Here is an 18,086-nt window from a genome sequence, read left to right as displayed (position 1 = left end):
AAGGAGAGTAAAATGAGAGTATTAACAGATTTAGAGCCAAAGAACGTTTTTTCGTTTTTCGAGGATATATGCAGTATTCCTCATCCATCATACAAGGAAGAGAAAATCAGTAATTATCTGGTGGAGTTTGCAAAGGCAAGAGGCCTTGAGCATTATCAGGATGAGCTTCACAATGTGATAATCATAAAGGAAGCATCAGCTGGATATGAGGATGTGGAGCCGATCATACTGCAGGGACACATGGATATGGTTTGCGAGAAGGCACCTGATTGTGATAAGGACATGGACGAGGAGGGCTTAGACCTTTTGATAGATGGTGATTTTATCTCGGCAAAGGGCACTACACTCGGTGGAGATGATGGTATCGCGGTGGCATATGCGCTTGCTATTTTGGACGATGACAGCCTGTCACATCCACGCCTTGAGTTTGTATGCACTGTATGCGAGGAGGTCGGCATGGAGGGTGCCACAGGCATCGATGTGTCTATGCTTAAGGGCAAGAAGCTTCTTAATATGGACAGCGAGGAGGAGGGCGTGATGCTCGCAAGCTGCGCCGGTGGATGCAGAGCTGATGTGAAGCTGCCTGTAGAGAGAGAGACAGTAAACGGAACAAAGCTCACTGTGAGCTTATCAGGTCTCACCGGTGGACACTCAGGCTCAGAGATTGATAAGGGCAGGGGCAATGCCAATACTCTTATGTCCAGACTGCTTCGCGACGCATCAGCACCTGTAGCTATAGCTTCTATAGATGGAGGCAGAAAGGATAATGCTATTCCAAGAGAGTGTACTGCACAGATTATTGTAGCACCGGATCAGGCAGAGGCAGTGAAGGCTTCGATAGAACAGGCCGCAGCTGAGATTGCGGAGGAGTTTAAGGCATCGGATCCTGACCTTAAGCTTACAGTGTCAGAGGAGACTGACTGCAGTGAGTCTGCTATAAGTGCAAAGGACAGCGCAAGGGTTATCGCACTTATCGAGGCACTGCCAAACGGCATCATCAGAATGAGCCGGGAGATTGATAAGCTTGTTGAGACCTCGCTTAATCTGGGAGTTTTAAAATCAGACGATACTGCTGTCACTTTAAGATACGCAGTCAGAAGCTCTGTCGGTGTTGCTAAAAAGAGCCTTAAGAACCAGCTTGTATGCATAGCAGGCGCTTTTGCGGCAGAGGTTACATTTGAGGGCGATTACCCTGCATGGGAGTACAAGAAGGACTCAAAGCTTCGCGAGGATATGGTAAGGATTTTTGAGGAGATGTATGGCAAAAAGCCTACAGTTGAGGCTATTCATGCCGGTGTTGAGTGCGGACTTTTAAGCGGCAAGATTGAAGGACTCGACTGCATATCAATGGGACCGGACATGTATGATATCCATACAACAGAGGAGAGGCTTTCAATATCCTCTGCAAAGAGGTCATATGAGTATATACTCAGAGTGATTGCGTGCAAATAAATAGTTATTCAAGGCTTTTGATAAAGGAAAGAGGTGTCATATGATACCTCTTTTTAAATGCCCTGTGAAAATAGCTCAGATTGTGAAATCCGACAGACAGTGATACATCGAGAATTGAGGTGTTGCCGCGCTCAAACTGTTCCACGGATTTTTCAAGCCGCACATTGTTGATATACTGCACGCAGGTCATGTTCATGTGTTTTTTGAAGAAACGCATGAAGTGGTATTCACTGAAATAGCAAAGCCCGGCAAGCTCTGAAACCTGTATGCCTTCGGCATAGTGCATGTCGATGTAATCGAGCACGTTTTTAAGCTTATCGGAGGACGTATTGGCACCAAAATCAGCATTTTTTTCACTGTATTGCAGCAGTAGAAATACAGCCTGCAGCAGAAATGCCTTTAGTGCCAGCTCATATCCGAATTCCTGACCGGAGTAGAGATTTGTTATGCGCATGAAGCATTTGCGAAGGGATGAATATGTAGGATGCTTCGGTGTGATCAGGTAAGGCACGGCAAATTCATGATTGATCAGCGGAGTCAGGTATCTTGATGAGCATATATCGGTATTGTTTCCACCTAAAAAATTGATATGGAATACATACGTTTCCGAGTAAAATTCATCGCAGTCCCTTATTGAAATGGAATGCAGCAGCAGTGGCGGGATAAAGATGATATCGCCTTCCTTTGCCTCATACTCAAGCAAATCAATCTGATAGGTGCATGAGCCCTTTGTGATAAGTGTGAGCTCTGCCTCATCATGCCAGTGTGTGGTGATGACAGGATAATCTGTTGCAAGTCTTGTTATATATTTCTGAACAGGGAAAAATACGTCTCCGTGCTTTGCGTTTTCTTTCTGTCCAAGTGTAAGAGGATTATTGTTTTTCATATTGTTGTTTCTCCATAGCTTTTAAAACCATACCCTTTAAAAATTATAAGAGCAGTATTGTGTTATAAAATGAAAAAATATTGCAAGAATTTATACTAATTACTTTCTATAATAGCAGTATAATACATCAAGGCAAAGCACTCAAGATGTAAATGAGTGCGAAATTTATGATTAGATAAGAGGTACACATTATGGAGAGAAAATGGTGGCACGACAAGGTGGCATATCAGATTTATCCAAAGAGCTTTCTGGATACAAACGGTGACGGAATAGGAGATTTAAGAGGTATCATTTCAAAGCTGGATTATTTAAAATCACTTGGAATTGACATCATATGGCTGTCTCCGATATATAAATCGCCATTTGTGGATCAGGGCTATGACATATCTGATTACTATGCGATAGCTGAAGAGTTCGGTACTATGGAGGAGTTTGATGAGCTCCTTGCCGAGGCAAAGAAGCGTGATATGCATATCATCATGGATCTGGTAATAAATCACTGCTCGGATAAGCACGAGTGGTTTCAAAAGGCACTTAAGGATCCGGATGGAGAGTATGCTGACTATTTCTATTTCAGAAAGGGCAAAAACGGCAATCCGCCGAGCAACTACCGCTCTTACTTTGGCGGAAGCTGCTGGGAGAAGGTACCGGGCACGGACAAGTATTATCTGCATATGTTTGCGAAGGAGCAGCCTGATTTAAACTGGGAAAATGAAAAGCTAAGACAAAAGCTTTATGAGATGATTAACTGGTGGCTTGATAAGGGCTTGTCAGGCTTTAGAATAGATGCGATAATCAATATAAAGAAAAATCTCGATTTTCCTGATTTTGAGCCGGATGCAGAGGATGGACTAGCTGCCTGCTACAAGATGGTTGAGAGTGCCGAGGGCGTCGGAGAGTTCCTGGAGGAATTAAAGAACAATACATTTAAGAAGTATGATGCATTTACAGTCGGCGAGGTATTCAATATGAAGCCTGAGGAGCTGCCGGAGTTTATCGGTGAGAATGGCCATTTTTCAACGATATTTGATTTTTGTGCGCAGTGCTTAAGCGATGGAGAGCACGGCTGGTATGATGCACCGAAAATAGATTTTGACACATGGAGAAAGACCATTCTTGATTCACAGCTTGAGACGGAAAAGTACGGCTTTAAGGCCAATATCATAGAAAACCATGATGAGCCGAGAGGCGCTTCAAGATTTTTACCGGAGTATGCACAAAATCCTGCCGGAATCAAGATGCTTGGAACCGTCAGCGTACTGCTTCGAGGTATTCCGTTTATATACCAGGGACAGGAAATCGGTATGCAAAATGCAAAGTGGAACAGCATAGATGAGTATGACGATATCAGCACAAAGGACCAGTACAAGGCTGCACTTGCAGCAGGCTTGTCAAAGGAGCAGGCACTTGCAGCCTGTGGAAGGATGAGCAGGGATAATGCAAGGACACCTATGCAGTGGAGTGATGAGGCAAATGCCGGTTTTACCACAGCAAAGCCATGGCTTAAGGTCAATGAAAACTATAAGGCTATCAATGTGGCTGCGCAGGAAAAGGACCCTGCATCTGTTTTGAACTACTACAGAAGGCTTGTGGCACTTAGGAAGTCAGAGGAATTCAGGGAGTTGTTCACCTACGGCAGATGTGTTCCGGCATATGAGGATACGGATGGCATCATGGCTTATTACAGAGAGGATGCCAATAAGCGCGTGCTGGTTGCGGCAAATTTTGGCAGGGAAGAAGCGCAAATCAGGCTGGATGGCAGTGTGAAAAAGGTGCTTTTGTCTAACAGGAATAATGCTTCTGAGAGTACAATCGAAGTGGGAGCATCCGAGCTTAAGCTTGAAAGCTGTGAGGTTTTGGTGGTGCTTGTCGGATAGCATAATCGGATACGGAATTAAAGAAACGATGTTTAATTTTACAAAAAGAGAGATGGAGGGCATAATGAGCAAAAACAATAACGAAAAATGGTGGAAAAAAGCGGTAGTTTACCAGATTTATCCAAAGAGCTTTCAGGATTCCAACGGAGATGGCTTTGGCGATTTACAGGGTATCATCAAAAGACTTGATTATCTTGAGACACTAGGTATAAATGCAATCTGGCTTTCACCGGTATTTAAATCGCCGCAGGCGGACAACGGTTATGACATTTCGGATTACAGGGATATTGACCCAACATTTGGCAGTCTCGATGATATGGAGGAGCTCATAAACGAGGCAAAGAAGCACAATATAAGGATTATGATGGACCTTGTCTTAAATCATTCTTCAAACGAGCACAGATGGTTCAAGGAGGCTAAAAAGAGCAAAGACAATCCATATCACGACTACTATATCTGGAGAGACGGAGAGGAAGGCGTGCCGCCAAGTGATATGAAGGCTGTTTTCGGTGGAAGCGCATGGGAATATGTGCCGGAAATCGGACAGTATTATTTCCATCAGTTTTTACCTGAGCAGCCGGACTTAAACTGGGAGAATCCAAAGGTCAGAAGAGCAATCTACGATATGATCCTCTGGTGGATGGACAAGGGAGTCGGCGGCTTCAGGCTGGATGTCATCGACCAGATAGCAAAGGAGCCGGACAAGAGAATCACAATAAACGGACCAAGACTTCAGGAGTATTTTAAGGAGCTGAGTAAGGAGACCTTCCAGAAGGGGGATCTGATTACCGTAGGTGAGGCATGGGGCGCAGACACAGAGCGTGCAAAGCTTTACAGCAATCCGGACGGCAGCGAGTTTTCCATGGTGTTCCAGTTTGAGCACATAGGGCTTGACCAGAAGGAGGGCGGCGAGAAATGGGACCTTGCACCGCTTCCGTTTAAAAAGCTCAAAAAGATAATGGCACACTGGCAGAATGAGCTCTACAACTGTGGCTGGAACAGTCTGTTCTGGGACAATCATGACCTGCCTCGTATTGTGTCAAGATGGGGCAATGACAGGGAGTACAGAGTGGAATCTGCAAAGATGCTTGCCATATTGCTGCACGGCATGCAGGGTACACCGTACATCTATCAGGGCGAGGAGCTTGGCATGACAAATGTACAGTATGATATCGAGGATTATAAGGACTGCGAAATCATAAACATGTATCATGAGCGCCTTGAAAAAGGATATTCAAAGGACGAAATCATGAAGTCCATTTACGCAAAGGGCCGTGACAATGCAAGGACACCGATGCAGTGGGATGACTCGGCAAATGCCGGCTTCACCACAGGAACACCTTGGATAAAGGTAAATGACAATTACGACAAAATCAATGCCAAATCACAGGTAGATGACCCTGATTCAATCTTTAGCTGCTACAAGAAGCTTGTGCAGCTGAGAAAGGATTATCCGGTATTTGTCGATGGTAAGTTCACACTTTTACTTGAGGATGATGAGAATATTTTTGCATACAGCAGAAAGAATGAAGAAAAGACCATGCTTGTTGTGTGCAATTTCTTTGACAAGGAGATACCAATGCCACTTGCAAAGGAGTGCGAGGGCATGGAGGTGCTGATTTCAAATTATAAGGATACCTCTGATATGTCTGTGCTCAGACCTTATGAGGCAAGGATGTATATACGATAAGTAAAATATTGATACCGTCTGTTTTTATAAAGGTGTTTTATAAAAGCAGGCGGTATTATTGTATTTTTTAAAGATAATGTATATAATAAGTTACCGAAAAAATTCAAGGGACGATGAAAGGAACCAATTCCATGTACGATATAATAATAATAGGCAGTGGTCCGGCAGGACTGTCAGCAGCGATATATGCAAAGAGAGCCAATCTGAATGTGGCAGTAGCAGAAAAAGAATACGAGGGAACAGGCCAGATAGCCGAGAGCGGAAATGTGAACAACTATCTGGGGCTTCCAAACATAAACGGATACGACCTGGGCGAGAAATTCAGGGAGCATGCAGTATCCCTGAATGTGGAATTTATCGAAAAGGAAGCAGTAGAGATAGAGGCAGTACAAAATGAGGAGTGTGCTGCGGAATCGGCAATATACAGAGTAAAATTCGATGATGACACGATAGAAGAGGCAAGAGCTCTCATTTACACCGCAGGAGCATATCCGAGAAAGGCAGGAGTGCCTGGAGAGGCTGAGTATACCGGAAAGGGAGTATCCTACTGCGCAATCTGCGACGGAGCCTTCTATAAAGGAAAGACAGTCGCAGTGCTGGGCGGCGGGGATACCGCTTTGGATGATGCATTATATCTGGCAGATATATGTGAGAAGGTCTATCTGGTTCACAGAAGAGACAGCTTCCGCGGCGCACAGAGCACAGTAGAGCTTCTAAAGCAGAAAGAAAATGTAGAGCTTGTCTTAAACGAAACCGTGACTGAGATATATGGAGAAAAGAAGCCGACAGGCATAAAGCTAAAAAGCGGCAGAGAGCTCGCCTTAGACGGAGTATTCGTGGCATATGGCTCAGTACCGCAGTCAGAGCTTATAAAGAATCTGGTGCAGCTCGATGAGCGAGGATATGTAGTGGCAGGTGAGGACGGCATCACATATGCTGCAACAAAAAAAGCTGACGATGATAGAAGAATCCAGCCTGGACTATATGTGGCAGGAGATGTCCGCACCAAGACACTGCGTCAGGTAGTAACCGCAGTATCTGACGGCGCAAACGCCGCAACAACAGCCGCTGAGTATTTATTAAGGGATATTAACTGATATAACCAAATCTTATAACCATGCACAAATAATTTGTATAACTGATAGCATTGACTTTCAACCCACACGTTTGTATAATAGTCTCATCAATTCCTAGTAACACAATAGACTATGTAAGAATTAACGGGAAGAAGAAAACAATGAGATTTAATACAAGCTTACTTCATGCCGGCGTGACAAAAGAGACAAATGGTTCTACACTGCCACCGGTATACCAGACAAGCGCCTTCGAGCAGGAGAGCGCGGTAGATCTGGAAAAAATATTTGAAAACAAAGCTCCGGGCTACTGTTACACAAGAGTTGCCAATCCTACGATTACTGCCTTTGAGAACAGAATAACAAAGCTCGAGGGAGGAATAGCATCGGTAGCATGCGCATCAGGCATGGCGGCACTGATGAATACCTTCTTAAATATACTAAGCAGTGGAGATGAGCTCATCTCAAGCGCCAGCCTCTACGGTGGTACCATAGATTTGTTTCATGATCTTGAGGCCTTCGGCATCACAACCAGATATGTAGAGAACAACAACTGGCAGCAGATAGAGGACAGCATCAATGAGCATACCAGACTGATTTTTGCAGAGACTATCGGAAATCCTTGTCTGGATGTTACAGATATTGAGAAGCTTGCAGAGATAGCGCACGCACATGATATACCGCTTGTAGTTGACAATACCACATCGACCGCTTACCTGATACAGGTTTTAAAGCATGGAGCTGATATAGTGGTTAATTCCTCTTCCAAGTATATCAATGGAAGCAGCAATGCAATCAGCGGTATTCTGACAGACTCAGGTAAGTTCAAATGGGATAAGAACAGATATCCGGGTTTTGCAGATTATGTGAAGTATGGACCGATGGCATTCGTTGCAAAGTTAAGAAACAGTCTTTTCAGAAATATGGGTGCCTGTTTAGCTCCGGTGAATGCATACTTAAATATTATAGGACTTGAGACACTCGGTCTTAGAATGGAAAGAGAATGCTCTAATGCACTTGAGCTTGCGTCGTGGATAGAAAACAATTATCCCGACATAAAGGTTAATTATCCGGGGCTTTGGAGCAGCAAATGGCATGAAATAGCCAAAAAGCAGCTTGCAAACGGCTATGGAGCAATCCTCACAATCAGGGTGGGCAGCAAGGAAAAGGCATTTAAATTTATAGACAGCCTGACAATTCCATACACTCTCAGCAATATCGGAGATACAAAGACACTTGTCATTCATCCGGGCTCCACAATCAGTCTTCACAGCACAGATAAGCAGAAGGAGGATGCAGGAGTATTCGAGGATCTTATAAGAGTCAGCGTGGGTATCGAGGATATAGATGACCTCAAGGAGGATTTTGCACAGGCTTTTGCAAAGATAGCTGATTAAGCCTTCATATATAAAACAAAACATTAACATATTTACACAGTAAGGAGATTAAAAATGGCGGAGAAAGTTGATTACGCAGCCCTCAAAAAGGGCGGATTCATGAGACAGAAGCAAAAGGGCTGTTTCTCACTTCGACTTGCGGTTGTAGGAGGAAATCTTACAGCAGACAACATCAAAACAGTAGCAGAGGTTGCTGAGAAATACGGACACGGATATGTTCATATGACATCGCGTCAGGGGATTGAGATTCCGTTTATCAAGGTTGAGGATATCAACGAGGTAAAAGAGGAGCTTGCAAAGGGCGGTGTAGGAACAGGTGTCTGCGGACCGAGAGTACGTACTATCACAGCGTGTCAGGGCTCAGAAATCTGTCCTAGCGGATGTATCGATACATACACTCTGGCACAGGAGCTTGATGCAAGATATTTTGGAAGAGAGCTTCCACACAAGTTCAAGTTTGGTGTCACAGGCTGTCAGAACAACTGCTTAAAGGCAGAGGAAAACGATGTCGGAATCAAGGGCGGCATGACAGTGGAGTGCAGCCATGATGATTGTATCCAGTGTGGTGTCTGCGTGAAGGCGTGCCGCGAGGGTGCACTTTCGATGGAGGATGGCAGGATTGTCATCGACAGAGACAAATGTAACAACTGTGCGCGCTGCGTAAAGAGCTGTCCGACAGATGCATGGAAGGGAACTCCGGGATATATCGTATCGTTTGGAGGACTTTTCGGAAACCACATATACAAGGGAGAGCAGCTTCTTCCGATTATCCGCGACAAGGAGACTCTTTTCAGAGTGACAGATGCAGCGATTAGCTTCTTTGAGAAGCATGCAAACGGTGGTGAGCGTTTCAGACTTACTCTTCAGAGAGTGGGCGAGGAAGAGTTCAAAAAGGAGATTCAGGCTGCATACGAGGGAAAATAATTTCCATGTACAGCAGGAAATATCCGGCATGCATAAAACAATAACGATTACAGCATGATAAATACAGAGTATAGGAAGGGAGATGCGAAATGGCAGATATAGCATTCGACGATCAGGTAGATATAACTGACAAGGTTTGCCCTCTTACATTTGTAAAGGCAAAGGTAGCAATAGAGGAATTAGATGACGGTGAGGTGCTTGCAATCCGTATGAATGACGGAGAGCCTGTACAGAATGTTCCAAGAAGCATGAAGGAAGAGGGACACAAGATACTTAAGCTTGAGGACAACGAGGACGGAACATACACTCTTTACGTCAGAAAGGTTGAGGACTAATCATGGCAGCAAGAATTTCAAAGGCTGATTTCGATGAAAAAGTATTAAAAAGCAAGCTTCCGGTAATTGTTGATTTTTACTCGGATTCATGTGTGGCCTGCAAGAAGCTGGCACCGGTTCTCGGAGATATCGAGGATGATTATGAGGATAAGCTTCATGTATACAAGGTCAACACAAATTTTGACGGAGAGCTCGCTGATGAGTATGAGGTGACTGCAAACCCGACACTGCTTTTTATAAAGGACGCAGAAGTCCTAGACAGAAAGGTCGGCGCACAAAAGCCTGCTGATTTGAAGGCATGGGTTGAAGCATTATTATAGTCTTTAGATTATCATATGAAGCAGTCTGATACAGGATAATAACACATACAGATACAAAATCTGTGACACAGGAGGAAACAAAATGACTATCACAGTAGCAGGAGAGAAGAAAGAATATAAGGATGGACTTACATTACCGGAGCTTATCGAGCTTGAGAATGTAGATATGCCTGAGTATGTAACAGTTTCAATAAATGAGGAATTTGTTGCCACAGAGGATAAGCCAAAGACAGTGCTTAAGGATGGCGACAATGTAGAGTTCCTTTACTTCATGGGAGGTGGATGCTAATGGCAATGACTGATGAGCAGATCGAGCGCTATTCACGCCACATTATCCTTAATGAGGTGGGCGTTAAAGGTCAGAAGAAATTATTAAAGGGCAAGGTGCTTATTATCGGCGCCGGCGGACTCGGAGCTCCGGCAGCTATGTATCTTGCAGCAGCGGGAGTTGGCACAATCGGAATTGTGGACGCGGATGAGGTGGATTTATCCAACCTGCAGAGACAGATTATCCACGGAACAGCCGATGTAGGAAAAGCCAAGGTAAAGTCAGCAAAAGAGACAATGAACGCCATGAACCCGGACGTTCAGGTTAATACATACCGTATGTTTGTAGATGCGTCAAACATCAGAGAGCTTATCAGGGACTATGATTTCATCATCGATGGAACTGACAATTTCCCTGCAAAGTTCTTGATAAACGATGCATGTGTGCTTGAGAAAAAGCCGTTTTCACATGCCGGAATCATCCGTTTCAAGGGTCAGCTCATGACATATGTGCCGGGAGAGGGACCATGCTACAGATGTGTATTCAAGAATCCACCACCAAAGGATGCAGTGCCTACATGTAAGCAGGCAGGAGTCATCGGAGCTATGGGCGGAGTAATCGGTTCACTCCAGGCTATGGAGGCTATCAAGTATTTAATCGGTGTGGGAGAGCTCCTCACAGGATATCTGCTCACATATGATGCACTCACCATGGAGTTCCACAAGATTAAGCTTCCAAAGGATACACACAACTGTGCAGTCTGTGGAGACCACCCGACCATTCTTGAGCCAATCGACTACGAGCAGGAGGTCTGCGAGGAGACAGCGGGCAGATTTGATGCACCTCGTACACAGGAATAAAAGACAGCAAGGAAAGGAACGATATGAGTATCGTAAGAATGAAATATCCGTTTCTGGATGAAATAGCAAAATATGCCAAAGAGCATCTGCCGGAGGAGGCATGCGGTCTGATAGCAGGCAGTGAGGACGAAAACGGTCGTCTCATCACAAAGGTATATTACCTGACCAATACAGACCATGCAGAGGACCATTTCACAATGGATCCAAAGGAACAACTGGCAGCCATAAAGGACATGAGGGCAAACGGCCTCAAGCCGCTTGGCAACTGGCACTCACACCCGTCGAGCCCATCAAGGCCTTCGGATGAGGATATCAAGCTTGCATACGATCCGAATGCTAGCTATATGATAATGTCGCTTATGGCAGAAAATCCTGTAATCAACTCGTTTCATATCGAGGGTGGACAGGTCACGAAAGAGGATTTACGAATATATTCTGATGAATATTACTTCTAAATCATATGTTAATGTTTTGAGTAGCAGCGAAAGCTGCGAAGAAAAGTCAGCTTCATCGAAGATGGCTTTTCTTTTTTAGAGAAAGATGTTATTATAGCATGTATATTTAATAAAACGAAAGAGCGTGTGAAAATGAAATTAAAGACAAAGGAACTTACAACATGTGCACTTTTTGCGGCACTTATAGCAGTTGGAGCATTTATCAAGATTGATATTCCGCTTCCTATGTACACCATGCATTTTACATTACAGTGGTTCTTTGTGCTGATGGCGGGATTTCTGCTAGGGGCAAAGCTGGCATCGCTTAGCGTGATAGTATATCTGTGCATCGGACTGGTGGGAGTGCCGGTATTTGCGGCAGGCGGTGGTCCTACATACATTTTAAGACCGGGCTTTGGATTCCTCCTAGGCTTTGTGCTTGCAGCATTTTTAATCGGAGCTATCACAGAAAAGCTTAAAAAGAACAATGTGTTTACACTTATTCTTCCAGCAACGGTCGGACTGGTGGCATATTATACAGTTGGTGCAATATACTTTTACTGCATGAAGAATTTCTATGCGGCAACACCTGTAAGCTGGGGCATCGTAATAGTGGATTACTGCCTGATAACTGTTGCACCGGACTTTATATTATGCGTATCGGCAGCAGTATTTTCTGCCAAGCTTCGTCCTGTTTTTGCAGGAATATTAAACGGCTACAGTGTGAAGAATAAGGCAGGAAATAAAGCATAAAGCGTGTAATGAAGTATGAAATAAGGCACGAAATAAAGCATGAAATAAAGCTTGGATATAGTATTACAGGGAGATAAAAATGGCGTATTTTCCGATGTTTGTGGACATGACGGAAAGAGAGTGTCTGATTGTTGGCGGTGGAAATGTGGCATACCGCAAGGTGATGGTAATGCTGGATTTTGGCGCGAAGGTCACGGTTGTGGCAGAGGATATATGTGATGAGTTGAGAAAGCTTACAATTGATGATACAGCAAATAAAGAAAACAGAATTACTTTTATAAAAAGAAGGTTTGAACGAAAAGACTGTGACGGCATGGAAATGGTTATCGCTGCCACTGATGACAATGCTCTTAATCATGAGATTGCAGAGTATTGCAAAGCTAAGGGCATCATGGTAAATGCGGTCGATCAGAAGGCTGATTGCAGCTTTATTTTTCCGTCATACATAAAGGAAAAGAATCTTGTAGCGGCATTTTCAAGCGGAGGAAATAGCCCTGTGCTGACCCAGTATCTGAAAGGCAAAGAGAAGGAGATTCTTACTCCGTTTCTTGGTGAGCTGAACGAATACATGGGACAGATCCGCGAAAAAGTAATAGCGGAATATGACACGGAAGCCGAGAGAAAGCGTGTGTTTAAGGAAATACTGTGTGCAGCTATTGATAATGGAAGGATTCCGGAAATATAGTTTAAAGTATGGTATTACAGATTTGAAGTTGCTGTTCATTTATAGATTATAAATGGAAAATGGCATGATCCGTAGGAGAGTAAAATGAGGTATTTAATAGGAACGAGAGGCTCAAAGCTTGCACTCGTTCAGACTGATTATGTGATAGATAAGTTAAAAAGAGCATATCCGGATGATGATTTTAAGGCTGTTATAATAAAGACAACAGGCGATTTAGAGCAGAAAAAGGCACTCGATAAGATTGGCTCAAAGGGTATCTTCGTAAAGGAGATAGAGGATGAGCTTTTATCGGGAAAGATTCATATGGCAGTCCATTCCATGAAGGATATGCCTGATGAACCGGCAGCAGGGCTTACATTTACAAAGGCATGGGAACGCGAGGATCCAAGGGATGTACTGGTGCTTAAAAATGCGGCTTCACTGGATAAGCTTCCTCATGGTGCCGTGATAGGAACCGGAAGCAAGCGCAGAAAGTATCAGCTTTTAAAGCTGCGTCCTGACCTTAAGGTGGTCGGAATACGCGGAAATATCGATACGAGGCTTCGTAAGCTTTATGATGGAGAGATTATATATGAAGAGGTTGCCGATAATACTGTAAATAACAATGAGATAGCTAACGAAAAACAGAATAAGTATAACGAATATAGGCTGGATGGAATCGTACTTGCGGCGGCAGGAATAAAGCGTATCGGAAGAGAGTCTGAGATCACACAGTACTTTTCGGAGGATGATATGATTCCGGCTCCGGCACAGGGCACACTGGCGCTTGAGCTACGTGCTGACAATGCTAAGCTGATGGCAAAGCTTGATGCTTTGTCAGATGAGAAAACCAATCTGTGCGCAGGCCTTGAGAGAGAATTTTTAAAGCAAATCGGCGGAAACTGTCATCTGCCTGTGGCTGCATACTGTGATATTGTAAGTGAAAAAGATAGTAGACTAAAGCTTCTTGCGATGTTTGGCTCGGAGGATGGAAAACAGCTTGCAAGGACAGAGCAGCTCTTTGATATGACAGCAGATAGAAACGATATTGTGGAGCGAGCCGTGCACGATATTCGGTATAAATTGGAAAGTAATTAGGAAAATCATGAGAGAAAACACAGGAAAAGTAGTATTAGTTGGAGCAGGACCGGGAGATACGGGCCTGCTCACTTTAAAAGGAGAAAAATATATAAAACAGGCGGATTGTCTGGTGTATGACAGACTATCGTCACCACAGCTTCTTTCAATGGCAAAGGCAGGCTGTGAGCTTATTTATGTGGGCAAGGAAAATCACAAGCATGTCATGAAGCAGGATGCCATAAATGAGCTTTTATACGAGAAATCAAAATGTCATGAGCTTGTAGTACGTTTAAAGGGCGGAGATCCCTATGTCTTTGGAAGAGGTGGAGAGGAAGCACTCTATCTGGTGGAGAGAAATGTGGATGTAGAAGTGGTGCCGGGTGTCAGTTCGTCGGTTGCAGCACTTGCTGCTGCCGGAATACCTATCACGCACAGAGGCATAGCAAAAGGCTTTCAGGTCATCACTGCGCACAGCAGAAAGGATGAGGAGGCAGATATAGACTATTCCCTCCTTACAGATGAGACAATCACCTGCGTATTTTTAATGGGACTTGCGCATGTAAAGAGCATTGCAACAGGACTCATAAAGGCAGGGCGCAGAGCGGATACTCCGGCAGCAGTGATATCAAACGGCACGCTTGCCGCGCAGCGCAAATGTATAGGAACGCTTGCGGATATCGGAGAAAAAATCGAGAAGGCAAAGCTTACATCCCCGGCAATAATCGTTGTGGGAGATGTGGTTTCACTGAATGACCGGCTGGATTTCTTTGAAAAGAGACCGCTGTTTGGAAGAAAAATCACAGTGCCGTATATCGAGACGATGGCCGGAACAAACGAATTGATAGCAAAATTACAGCAGCTTGGAGCAGATGTCACGCCGGTTAAAACAGGGATAATAAAACCGATAATAATTCCTGATTTTATCAACAAAATAAAATCGGCTGACTGGATACTTTTTACAAGCAAAAACGGTGTGAAATCATTTTTCTATAATCTGGATTTGGCAGGGGCAGACATCAGGCTGATAGCAAATGCAAGGTTTGCAGTAGTGGGAAAAGCTACAGAAAAAGAGCTTGCAAAGCATCACATAAAGGCAGATCTTATTCCGACAGAACAGACCGGAAAAGGACTTGCGGGAGAATTGAGTTCGCATATGAGCGATAATGATGATGATGAAATCAAAGTCTGCATTTTCTCGGCAAAGGAGGCTTCACCTGACCTTGAGGCAGGGCTTAAAGGTATTTGCGAATTAGAAAAAATTGATGCATATGTAAACGAGCAGGCAGATGAGAGTATTTCTGAAAGTATTGGAAACAGTATAAGCGAAGCTGTTTTTACAAGCGCATCAAATGTGGACAGATTTTTTGATATGCTGCCGGAGAATGCATATGTGGAAACAGCATACTCCATAGGAGAAAAAACGACAGCCGCATTAAAGCAATACAATGTCAGAAAGATACTACAAGCTGATGACAGCAGTTATGAAGCAATAGTAGATAAAATATCTTATAAAGATGCTTTTAAAGATTAAGAATTTATGGTGACAAAAGTTATATAAAGTTATATAATAAATAAAAAGCTATATAAGGTTATATAAACTTATATACGAAACAAAAAGTTATATAAAGTTATATAAGAGGAAAACAATATGCAAAATCCATTTACATTATCATTTGGGAAAAAACCACTGCAATATATATCAAGAATTTCACAGACCAATCAGATAGTAGAGACATTTAGGTCTGAAAATCCCGCAAACCAGCTTTTTATGATAACCGGGGTAAGGGGATCGGGCAAAACGGTTATGATGACCAATATCGTATCAGAGATAAAGAAGGATGAGGAATGGCTGACAGTGGAGCTTAATCCTACAAGAGATATGCTCCAGAGCCTTGCATCTAAGATTTACAGTATGCCTCAGATGAATAAAATATTTGTCAATGCGAAACTGGATTTTTCAGCGTTTGGTCTGGGAGTTTCCATAGAAAATGCAGCGCCGGTTACAGATATAGAAAATGTTCTGGAATTGATGCTTGAAAATATAAAGAAACATAATAAGCGGTTACTCATTTCAGTTGATGAGGTTACAAACTGTGAATTTGTAAAAATATTTGTCAGTTCCTTTCAGATATTTTTAAGGCAGGATTATCCTATTTTTCTGCTTATGACAGGGCTGTTTGAAAATATATATGATCTGCAGAATGACAAGGCGCTTACATTTTTATACAGGGCACCTAAGATAATGCTTGAGCCACTTAGCTTCACAGCAGTCAGGAGACACTATATGGATATTTTTGAACTGGATCAAAGCGCAGCAGACAAAATGGCAGCTCTCACAAAAGGATATCCTTTTGCATTTCAGGTGTTGGGATATCTTTACTGGGAAAACAGAGATGATCACACGATAGAAGATATTTTACCGGAATATGATCAGTGTCTGGATGAATATGTGTACAGTAAAATCTGGTCGGAGTTGTCAGAGCTTGATAAAAAAATATTGTCGGAAATATCGGTAAGTGGTGAAGAAAAGGTAAAAGAAATCAGAGAAAAACTGGATATGAATTCGGGATTATTCTCGGTATATAGAGACCGGCTCAAAAGAAAGGGTGTTATAGATACCTCTGAGTACGGTAAAATTACTCTGACGCTTCCACGATTTGAAGAATTTGTCAAAACGCGCCAAATGTAATATACTATATCCAACTGAAACATTAACATCATAAAGGAGAAGTACAATGAAAGAATACAGTATAGGTACAAAGTGTGTACAGGCAGGCTATGAAGCCGGAAACGGAGAACCGAGACAGATTCCGATTATCCAGTCAACTACATTCAAATACGACACAAGCGAGGATATGGGAAAGCTTTTTGACCTCGAGGCAGAGGGCTATTTCTACAGCAGACTGCAGAATCCGACCTGTGACACAGTAGCAAGAAAAATCGCAGCTATGGAGGGTGGCACTGCTGCCATGCTCACATCATCAGGTCAGGCAGCCAATTTTTATGCCATGTTCAACATATGTGAGTGCGGAGACCATATCGTGGCATCATCATCCATCTACGGAGGCACCTTCAATCTCATCGCGGTAACTATGGCAAAGATGGGCATCACAGCTACCTTCGTATCACCTGATGCTACAGAGGAGGAGCTCAATGCGGCCTTCAGACCAAACACCAAGCTCATGTTTGGTGAGACTATCGCCAATCCTGCACTTACAGTGCTTGATATAGAGCTTTTTGCCAAGGTGGCACACGAGCACGGAGTACCGCTTATAGTGGACAATACATTCCCGACACCTGTAAACTGCAGACCTATTGAGTGGGGCGCAGATATCGTCACACACTCAACCACCAAGTATATGGACGGACACGGAGCTACACTCGGCGGAGCAATCGTAGACAGCGGCAAATTTGACTGGATGGCACATGCAGATAAATATCCGGGACTCTGCACACCTGATGACAGCTATCATGGCATCACATATGCAGAGAAATTCGGCAAGGAGGGTGCGTTCATTACCAAATGTACAGCACAGCTCATGCGTGATTTCGGCTCTATGCAGTCACCACAGAATGCATTTATGCTGAATCTTGGTCTTGAGTCACTTCATGTGCGCATGCCAAAGCATGTGGAAAACGGACAGGCAGTGGCAGAGTTTCTGGAAAACCATCCAAAGGTTGACTATGTAAACTACTCTGGGCTTCCTTCAAACAAATACTATGAGAGAGCACAGAAGTATCTTCCAAACGGAGGCTGCGGAGTCGTATCATTTGGCTTAAAGGGTGGCAGAGAGGCAGCGTCTGCATTTATGAAGGCTTTAAAGCTTGGCGCAATCGAGACACATGTGGCAGATGCGAGAACCTGCTGCTTAAATCCTGCAACAAGCACACATCGTCAGATGAATGATGAGCAGCTTAAGGAGGCAGGAGTACCGGCAGAGCTTATCAGAATAAGCTTAGGACTTGAGGACAAGGTGGATTTGATTGCAGATATCTCAAACGCACTTGACGCCATAAAATAATACATATATTCATAAAATACACAAAAAAAACAAAATTAGTAAAAACAAAAC

The 18,086-nt window shown here is 43.6% G+C and carries 18 protein-coding genes; 17 read left to right on the top strand and 1 reads right to left on the bottom strand.

What is annotated here, in order from left to right; translation table 11 throughout:
- The first annotated feature begins 12 nt into the window (after positions 1–12).
- Positions 13–1,452 (top strand): aminoacyl-histidine dipeptidase, encoded by a 1,440-nt coding sequence (locus ACW6PM_RS05325; protein WP_456056458.1) that lies wholly within the window; start codon positions 13–15, stop codon positions 1,450–1,452.
- A gap of 4 nt (positions 1,453–1,456) precedes the next feature.
- Here ACW6PM_RS05325 and ACW6PM_RS05320 read toward each other — a convergent pair whose 3' ends face one another.
- Entirely contained in the window at positions 1,457–2,338 is an 882-nt protein-coding gene (locus ACW6PM_RS05320) for an AraC family transcriptional regulator (RefSeq protein WP_456056457.1), read from the bottom strand.
- A 191-nt stretch (positions 2,339–2,529) separates the two neighbouring features.
- On the opposite strand from ACW6PM_RS05320, the gene ACW6PM_RS05315 reads away from it, so the two are divergent.
- The 16 genes from ACW6PM_RS05315 (at position 2,530) to ACW6PM_RS05240 (ending at position 18,035) form a co-directional block, all read left to right on the top strand.
- Positions 2,530–4,215 carry an alpha-glucosidase gene (locus tag ACW6PM_RS05315; protein ID WP_456056456.1) on the top strand — a complete coding sequence of 562 codons (1,686 nt, stop codon included), beginning with the start codon at positions 2,530–2,532 and terminating at the stop codon, positions 4,213–4,215.
- Between the two features lie 64 nt (positions 4,216–4,279).
- Positions 4,280–5,905, top strand: a complete 1,626-nt coding sequence (locus tag ACW6PM_RS05310) for a glycoside hydrolase family 13 protein (protein ID WP_456056455.1) — start codon at positions 4,280–4,282, stop codon at positions 5,903–5,905.
- Positions 5,906–6,036: 131 nt separating this feature from the next.
- Positions 6,037–7,002, top strand: a complete 966-nt coding sequence (locus tag ACW6PM_RS05305) for an NAD(P)/FAD-dependent oxidoreductase (RefSeq protein ID WP_456056454.1) — start codon at positions 6,037–6,039, stop codon at positions 7,000–7,002.
- Positions 7,003–7,142: 140 nt separating this feature from the next.
- Positions 7,143–8,375 carry an O-acetylhomoserine aminocarboxypropyltransferase/cysteine synthase family protein gene (locus ACW6PM_RS05300; protein ID WP_456056453.1) on the top strand — a complete coding sequence of 411 codons (1,233 nt, stop codon included), beginning with the start codon at positions 7,143–7,145 and terminating at the stop codon, positions 8,373–8,375.
- Positions 8,376–8,429: 54 nt separating this feature from the next.
- Positions 8,430–9,299, top strand: a complete 870-nt coding sequence (locus ACW6PM_RS05295) for a 4Fe-4S binding protein (protein WP_456056452.1) — start codon at positions 8,430–8,432, stop codon at positions 9,297–9,299.
- 89 nt (positions 9,300–9,388) lie between these two features.
- A complete protein-coding gene (locus tag ACW6PM_RS05290) occupies positions 9,389–9,634 on the top strand; it encodes a sulfurtransferase TusA family protein (protein ID WP_012741768.1) in 246 nt (81 codons plus the stop codon).
- A gap of 2 nt (positions 9,635–9,636) precedes the next feature.
- On the top strand, positions 9,637–9,954 hold the full coding sequence (locus tag ACW6PM_RS05285; protein WP_118371879.1) for a thioredoxin family protein: 318 nt from the start codon (positions 9,637–9,639) through the stop codon (positions 9,952–9,954).
- Between the two features lie 82 nt (positions 9,955–10,036).
- On the top strand, positions 10,037–10,243 hold the full coding sequence (gene thiS, locus ACW6PM_RS05280; RefSeq protein WP_012741770.1) for a sulfur carrier protein ThiS: 207 nt from the start codon (positions 10,037–10,039) through the stop codon (positions 10,241–10,243).
- Positions 10,243–11,082 carry a HesA/MoeB/ThiF family protein gene (locus ACW6PM_RS05275; protein ID WP_015516814.1) on the top strand — a complete coding sequence of 280 codons (840 nt, stop codon included), beginning with the start codon at positions 10,243–10,245 and terminating at the stop codon, positions 11,080–11,082. Before thiS ends, ACW6PM_RS05275 begins: the two co-directional genes overlap by 1 nt.
- A 23-nt stretch (positions 11,083–11,105) precedes the next feature.
- The gene (locus ACW6PM_RS05270; protein WP_456056451.1) at positions 11,106–11,537 is read left to right on the top strand and encodes a M67 family metallopeptidase; all 432 of its coding nucleotides are present in this window, start codon (positions 11,106–11,108) and stop codon (positions 11,535–11,537) included.
- Positions 11,538–11,669: 132 nt separating this feature from the next.
- The gene (locus ACW6PM_RS05265; protein WP_308651324.1) at positions 11,670–12,269 is read left to right on the top strand and encodes a biotin transporter BioY; all 600 of its coding nucleotides are present in this window, start codon (positions 11,670–11,672) and stop codon (positions 12,267–12,269) included.
- 79 nt (positions 12,270–12,348) lie between these two features.
- Entirely contained in the window at positions 12,349–12,954 is a 606-nt protein-coding gene (locus ACW6PM_RS05260; protein ID WP_456056450.1) for a precorrin-2 dehydrogenase/sirohydrochlorin ferrochelatase family protein, read from the top strand.
- A gap of 84 nt (positions 12,955–13,038) precedes the next feature.
- On the top strand, positions 13,039–14,031 hold the full coding sequence (hemC, locus tag ACW6PM_RS05255; protein ID WP_456056449.1) for a hydroxymethylbilane synthase: 993 nt from the start codon (positions 13,039–13,041) through the stop codon (positions 14,029–14,031).
- Positions 14,032–14,038: 7 nt separating this feature from the next.
- Positions 14,039–15,544: a uroporphyrinogen-III C-methyltransferase gene (cobA, locus tag ACW6PM_RS05250; protein ID WP_456056448.1), complete on the top strand. Its 1,506-nt coding sequence runs from the start codon at positions 14,039–14,041 to the stop codon at positions 15,542–15,544.
- Positions 15,545–15,661: 117 nt separating this feature from the next.
- Entirely contained in the window at positions 15,662–16,702 is a 1,041-nt protein-coding gene (locus ACW6PM_RS05245) for a P-loop NTPase fold protein (RefSeq protein WP_456056447.1), read from the top strand.
- A 46-nt stretch (positions 16,703–16,748) separates the two neighbouring features.
- Positions 16,749–18,035: an O-acetylhomoserine aminocarboxypropyltransferase/cysteine synthase family protein gene (locus tag ACW6PM_RS05240; RefSeq protein WP_308651329.1), complete on the top strand. Its 1,287-nt coding sequence runs from the start codon at positions 16,749–16,751 to the stop codon at positions 18,033–18,035.
- The last annotated feature ends 51 nt before the right edge of the window (positions 18,036–18,086 follow it).

It is taken from the genome of Agathobacter sp. (assembly GCF_977054825.1).
Note: the sequence above shows the minus strand (reverse complement) of the source record. Positions and strands in the feature narration are given on the sequence as shown.

What these genes read in the sequence shown, in the direction of transcription:
- ACW6PM_RS05270 (WP_456056451.1), top strand. Translation starts at nt 11,106, where the DNA reads ATGAGTATCGTAAGAATGAAATATCCGTTTCTGGATGAAATAGCAAAA.
- ACW6PM_RS05290 (WP_012741768.1), top strand. Translation starts at nt 9,389, where the DNA reads ATGGCAGATATAGCATTCGACGATCAGGTAGATATAACTGACAAGGTT.
- ACW6PM_RS05240 (WP_308651329.1), top strand. Translation starts at nt 16,749, where the DNA reads ATGAAAGAATACAGTATAGGTACAAAGTGTGTACAGGCAGGCTATGAA.
- ACW6PM_RS05285 (WP_118371879.1), top strand. Translation starts at nt 9,637, where the DNA reads ATGGCAGCAAGAATTTCAAAGGCTGATTTCGATGAAAAAGTATTAAAA.
- ACW6PM_RS05325 (WP_456056458.1), top strand. Translation starts at nt 13, where the DNA reads ATGAGAGTATTAACAGATTTAGAGCCAAAGAACGTTTTTTCGTTTTTC.
- cobA (WP_456056448.1), top strand. Translation starts at nt 14,039, where the DNA reads ATGAGAGAAAACACAGGAAAAGTAGTATTAGTTGGAGCAGGACCGGGA.
- thiS (WP_012741770.1), top strand. Translation starts at nt 10,037, where the DNA reads ATGACTATCACAGTAGCAGGAGAGAAGAAAGAATATAAGGATGGACTT.
- ACW6PM_RS05295 (WP_456056452.1), top strand. Translation starts at nt 8,430, where the DNA reads ATGGCGGAGAAAGTTGATTACGCAGCCCTCAAAAAGGGCGGATTCATG.
- ACW6PM_RS05265 (WP_308651324.1), top strand. Translation starts at nt 11,670, where the DNA reads ATGAAATTAAAGACAAAGGAACTTACAACATGTGCACTTTTTGCGGCA.
- ACW6PM_RS05315 (WP_456056456.1), top strand. Translation starts at nt 2,530, where the DNA reads ATGGAGAGAAAATGGTGGCACGACAAGGTGGCATATCAGATTTATCCA.
- ACW6PM_RS05310 (WP_456056455.1), top strand. Translation starts at nt 4,280, where the DNA reads ATGAGCAAAAACAATAACGAAAAATGGTGGAAAAAAGCGGTAGTTTAC.
- ACW6PM_RS05275 (WP_015516814.1), top strand. Translation starts at nt 10,243, where the DNA reads ATGGCAATGACTGATGAGCAGATCGAGCGCTATTCACGCCACATTATC.
- ACW6PM_RS05260 (WP_456056450.1), top strand. Translation starts at nt 12,349, where the DNA reads ATGGCGTATTTTCCGATGTTTGTGGACATGACGGAAAGAGAGTGTCTG.
- ACW6PM_RS05305 (WP_456056454.1), top strand. Translation starts at nt 6,037, where the DNA reads ATGTACGATATAATAATAATAGGCAGTGGTCCGGCAGGACTGTCAGCA.
- ACW6PM_RS05245 (WP_456056447.1), top strand. Translation starts at nt 15,662, where the DNA reads ATGCAAAATCCATTTACATTATCATTTGGGAAAAAACCACTGCAATAT.
- hemC (WP_456056449.1), top strand. Translation starts at nt 13,039, where the DNA reads ATGAGGTATTTAATAGGAACGAGAGGCTCAAAGCTTGCACTCGTTCAG.
- ACW6PM_RS05300 (WP_456056453.1), top strand. Translation starts at nt 7,143, where the DNA reads ATGAGATTTAATACAAGCTTACTTCATGCCGGCGTGACAAAAGAGACA.
- ACW6PM_RS05320 (WP_456056457.1), bottom strand. Translation starts at nt 2,338, where the DNA reads ATGAAAAACAATAATCCTCTTACACTTGGACAGAAAGAAAACGCAAAG.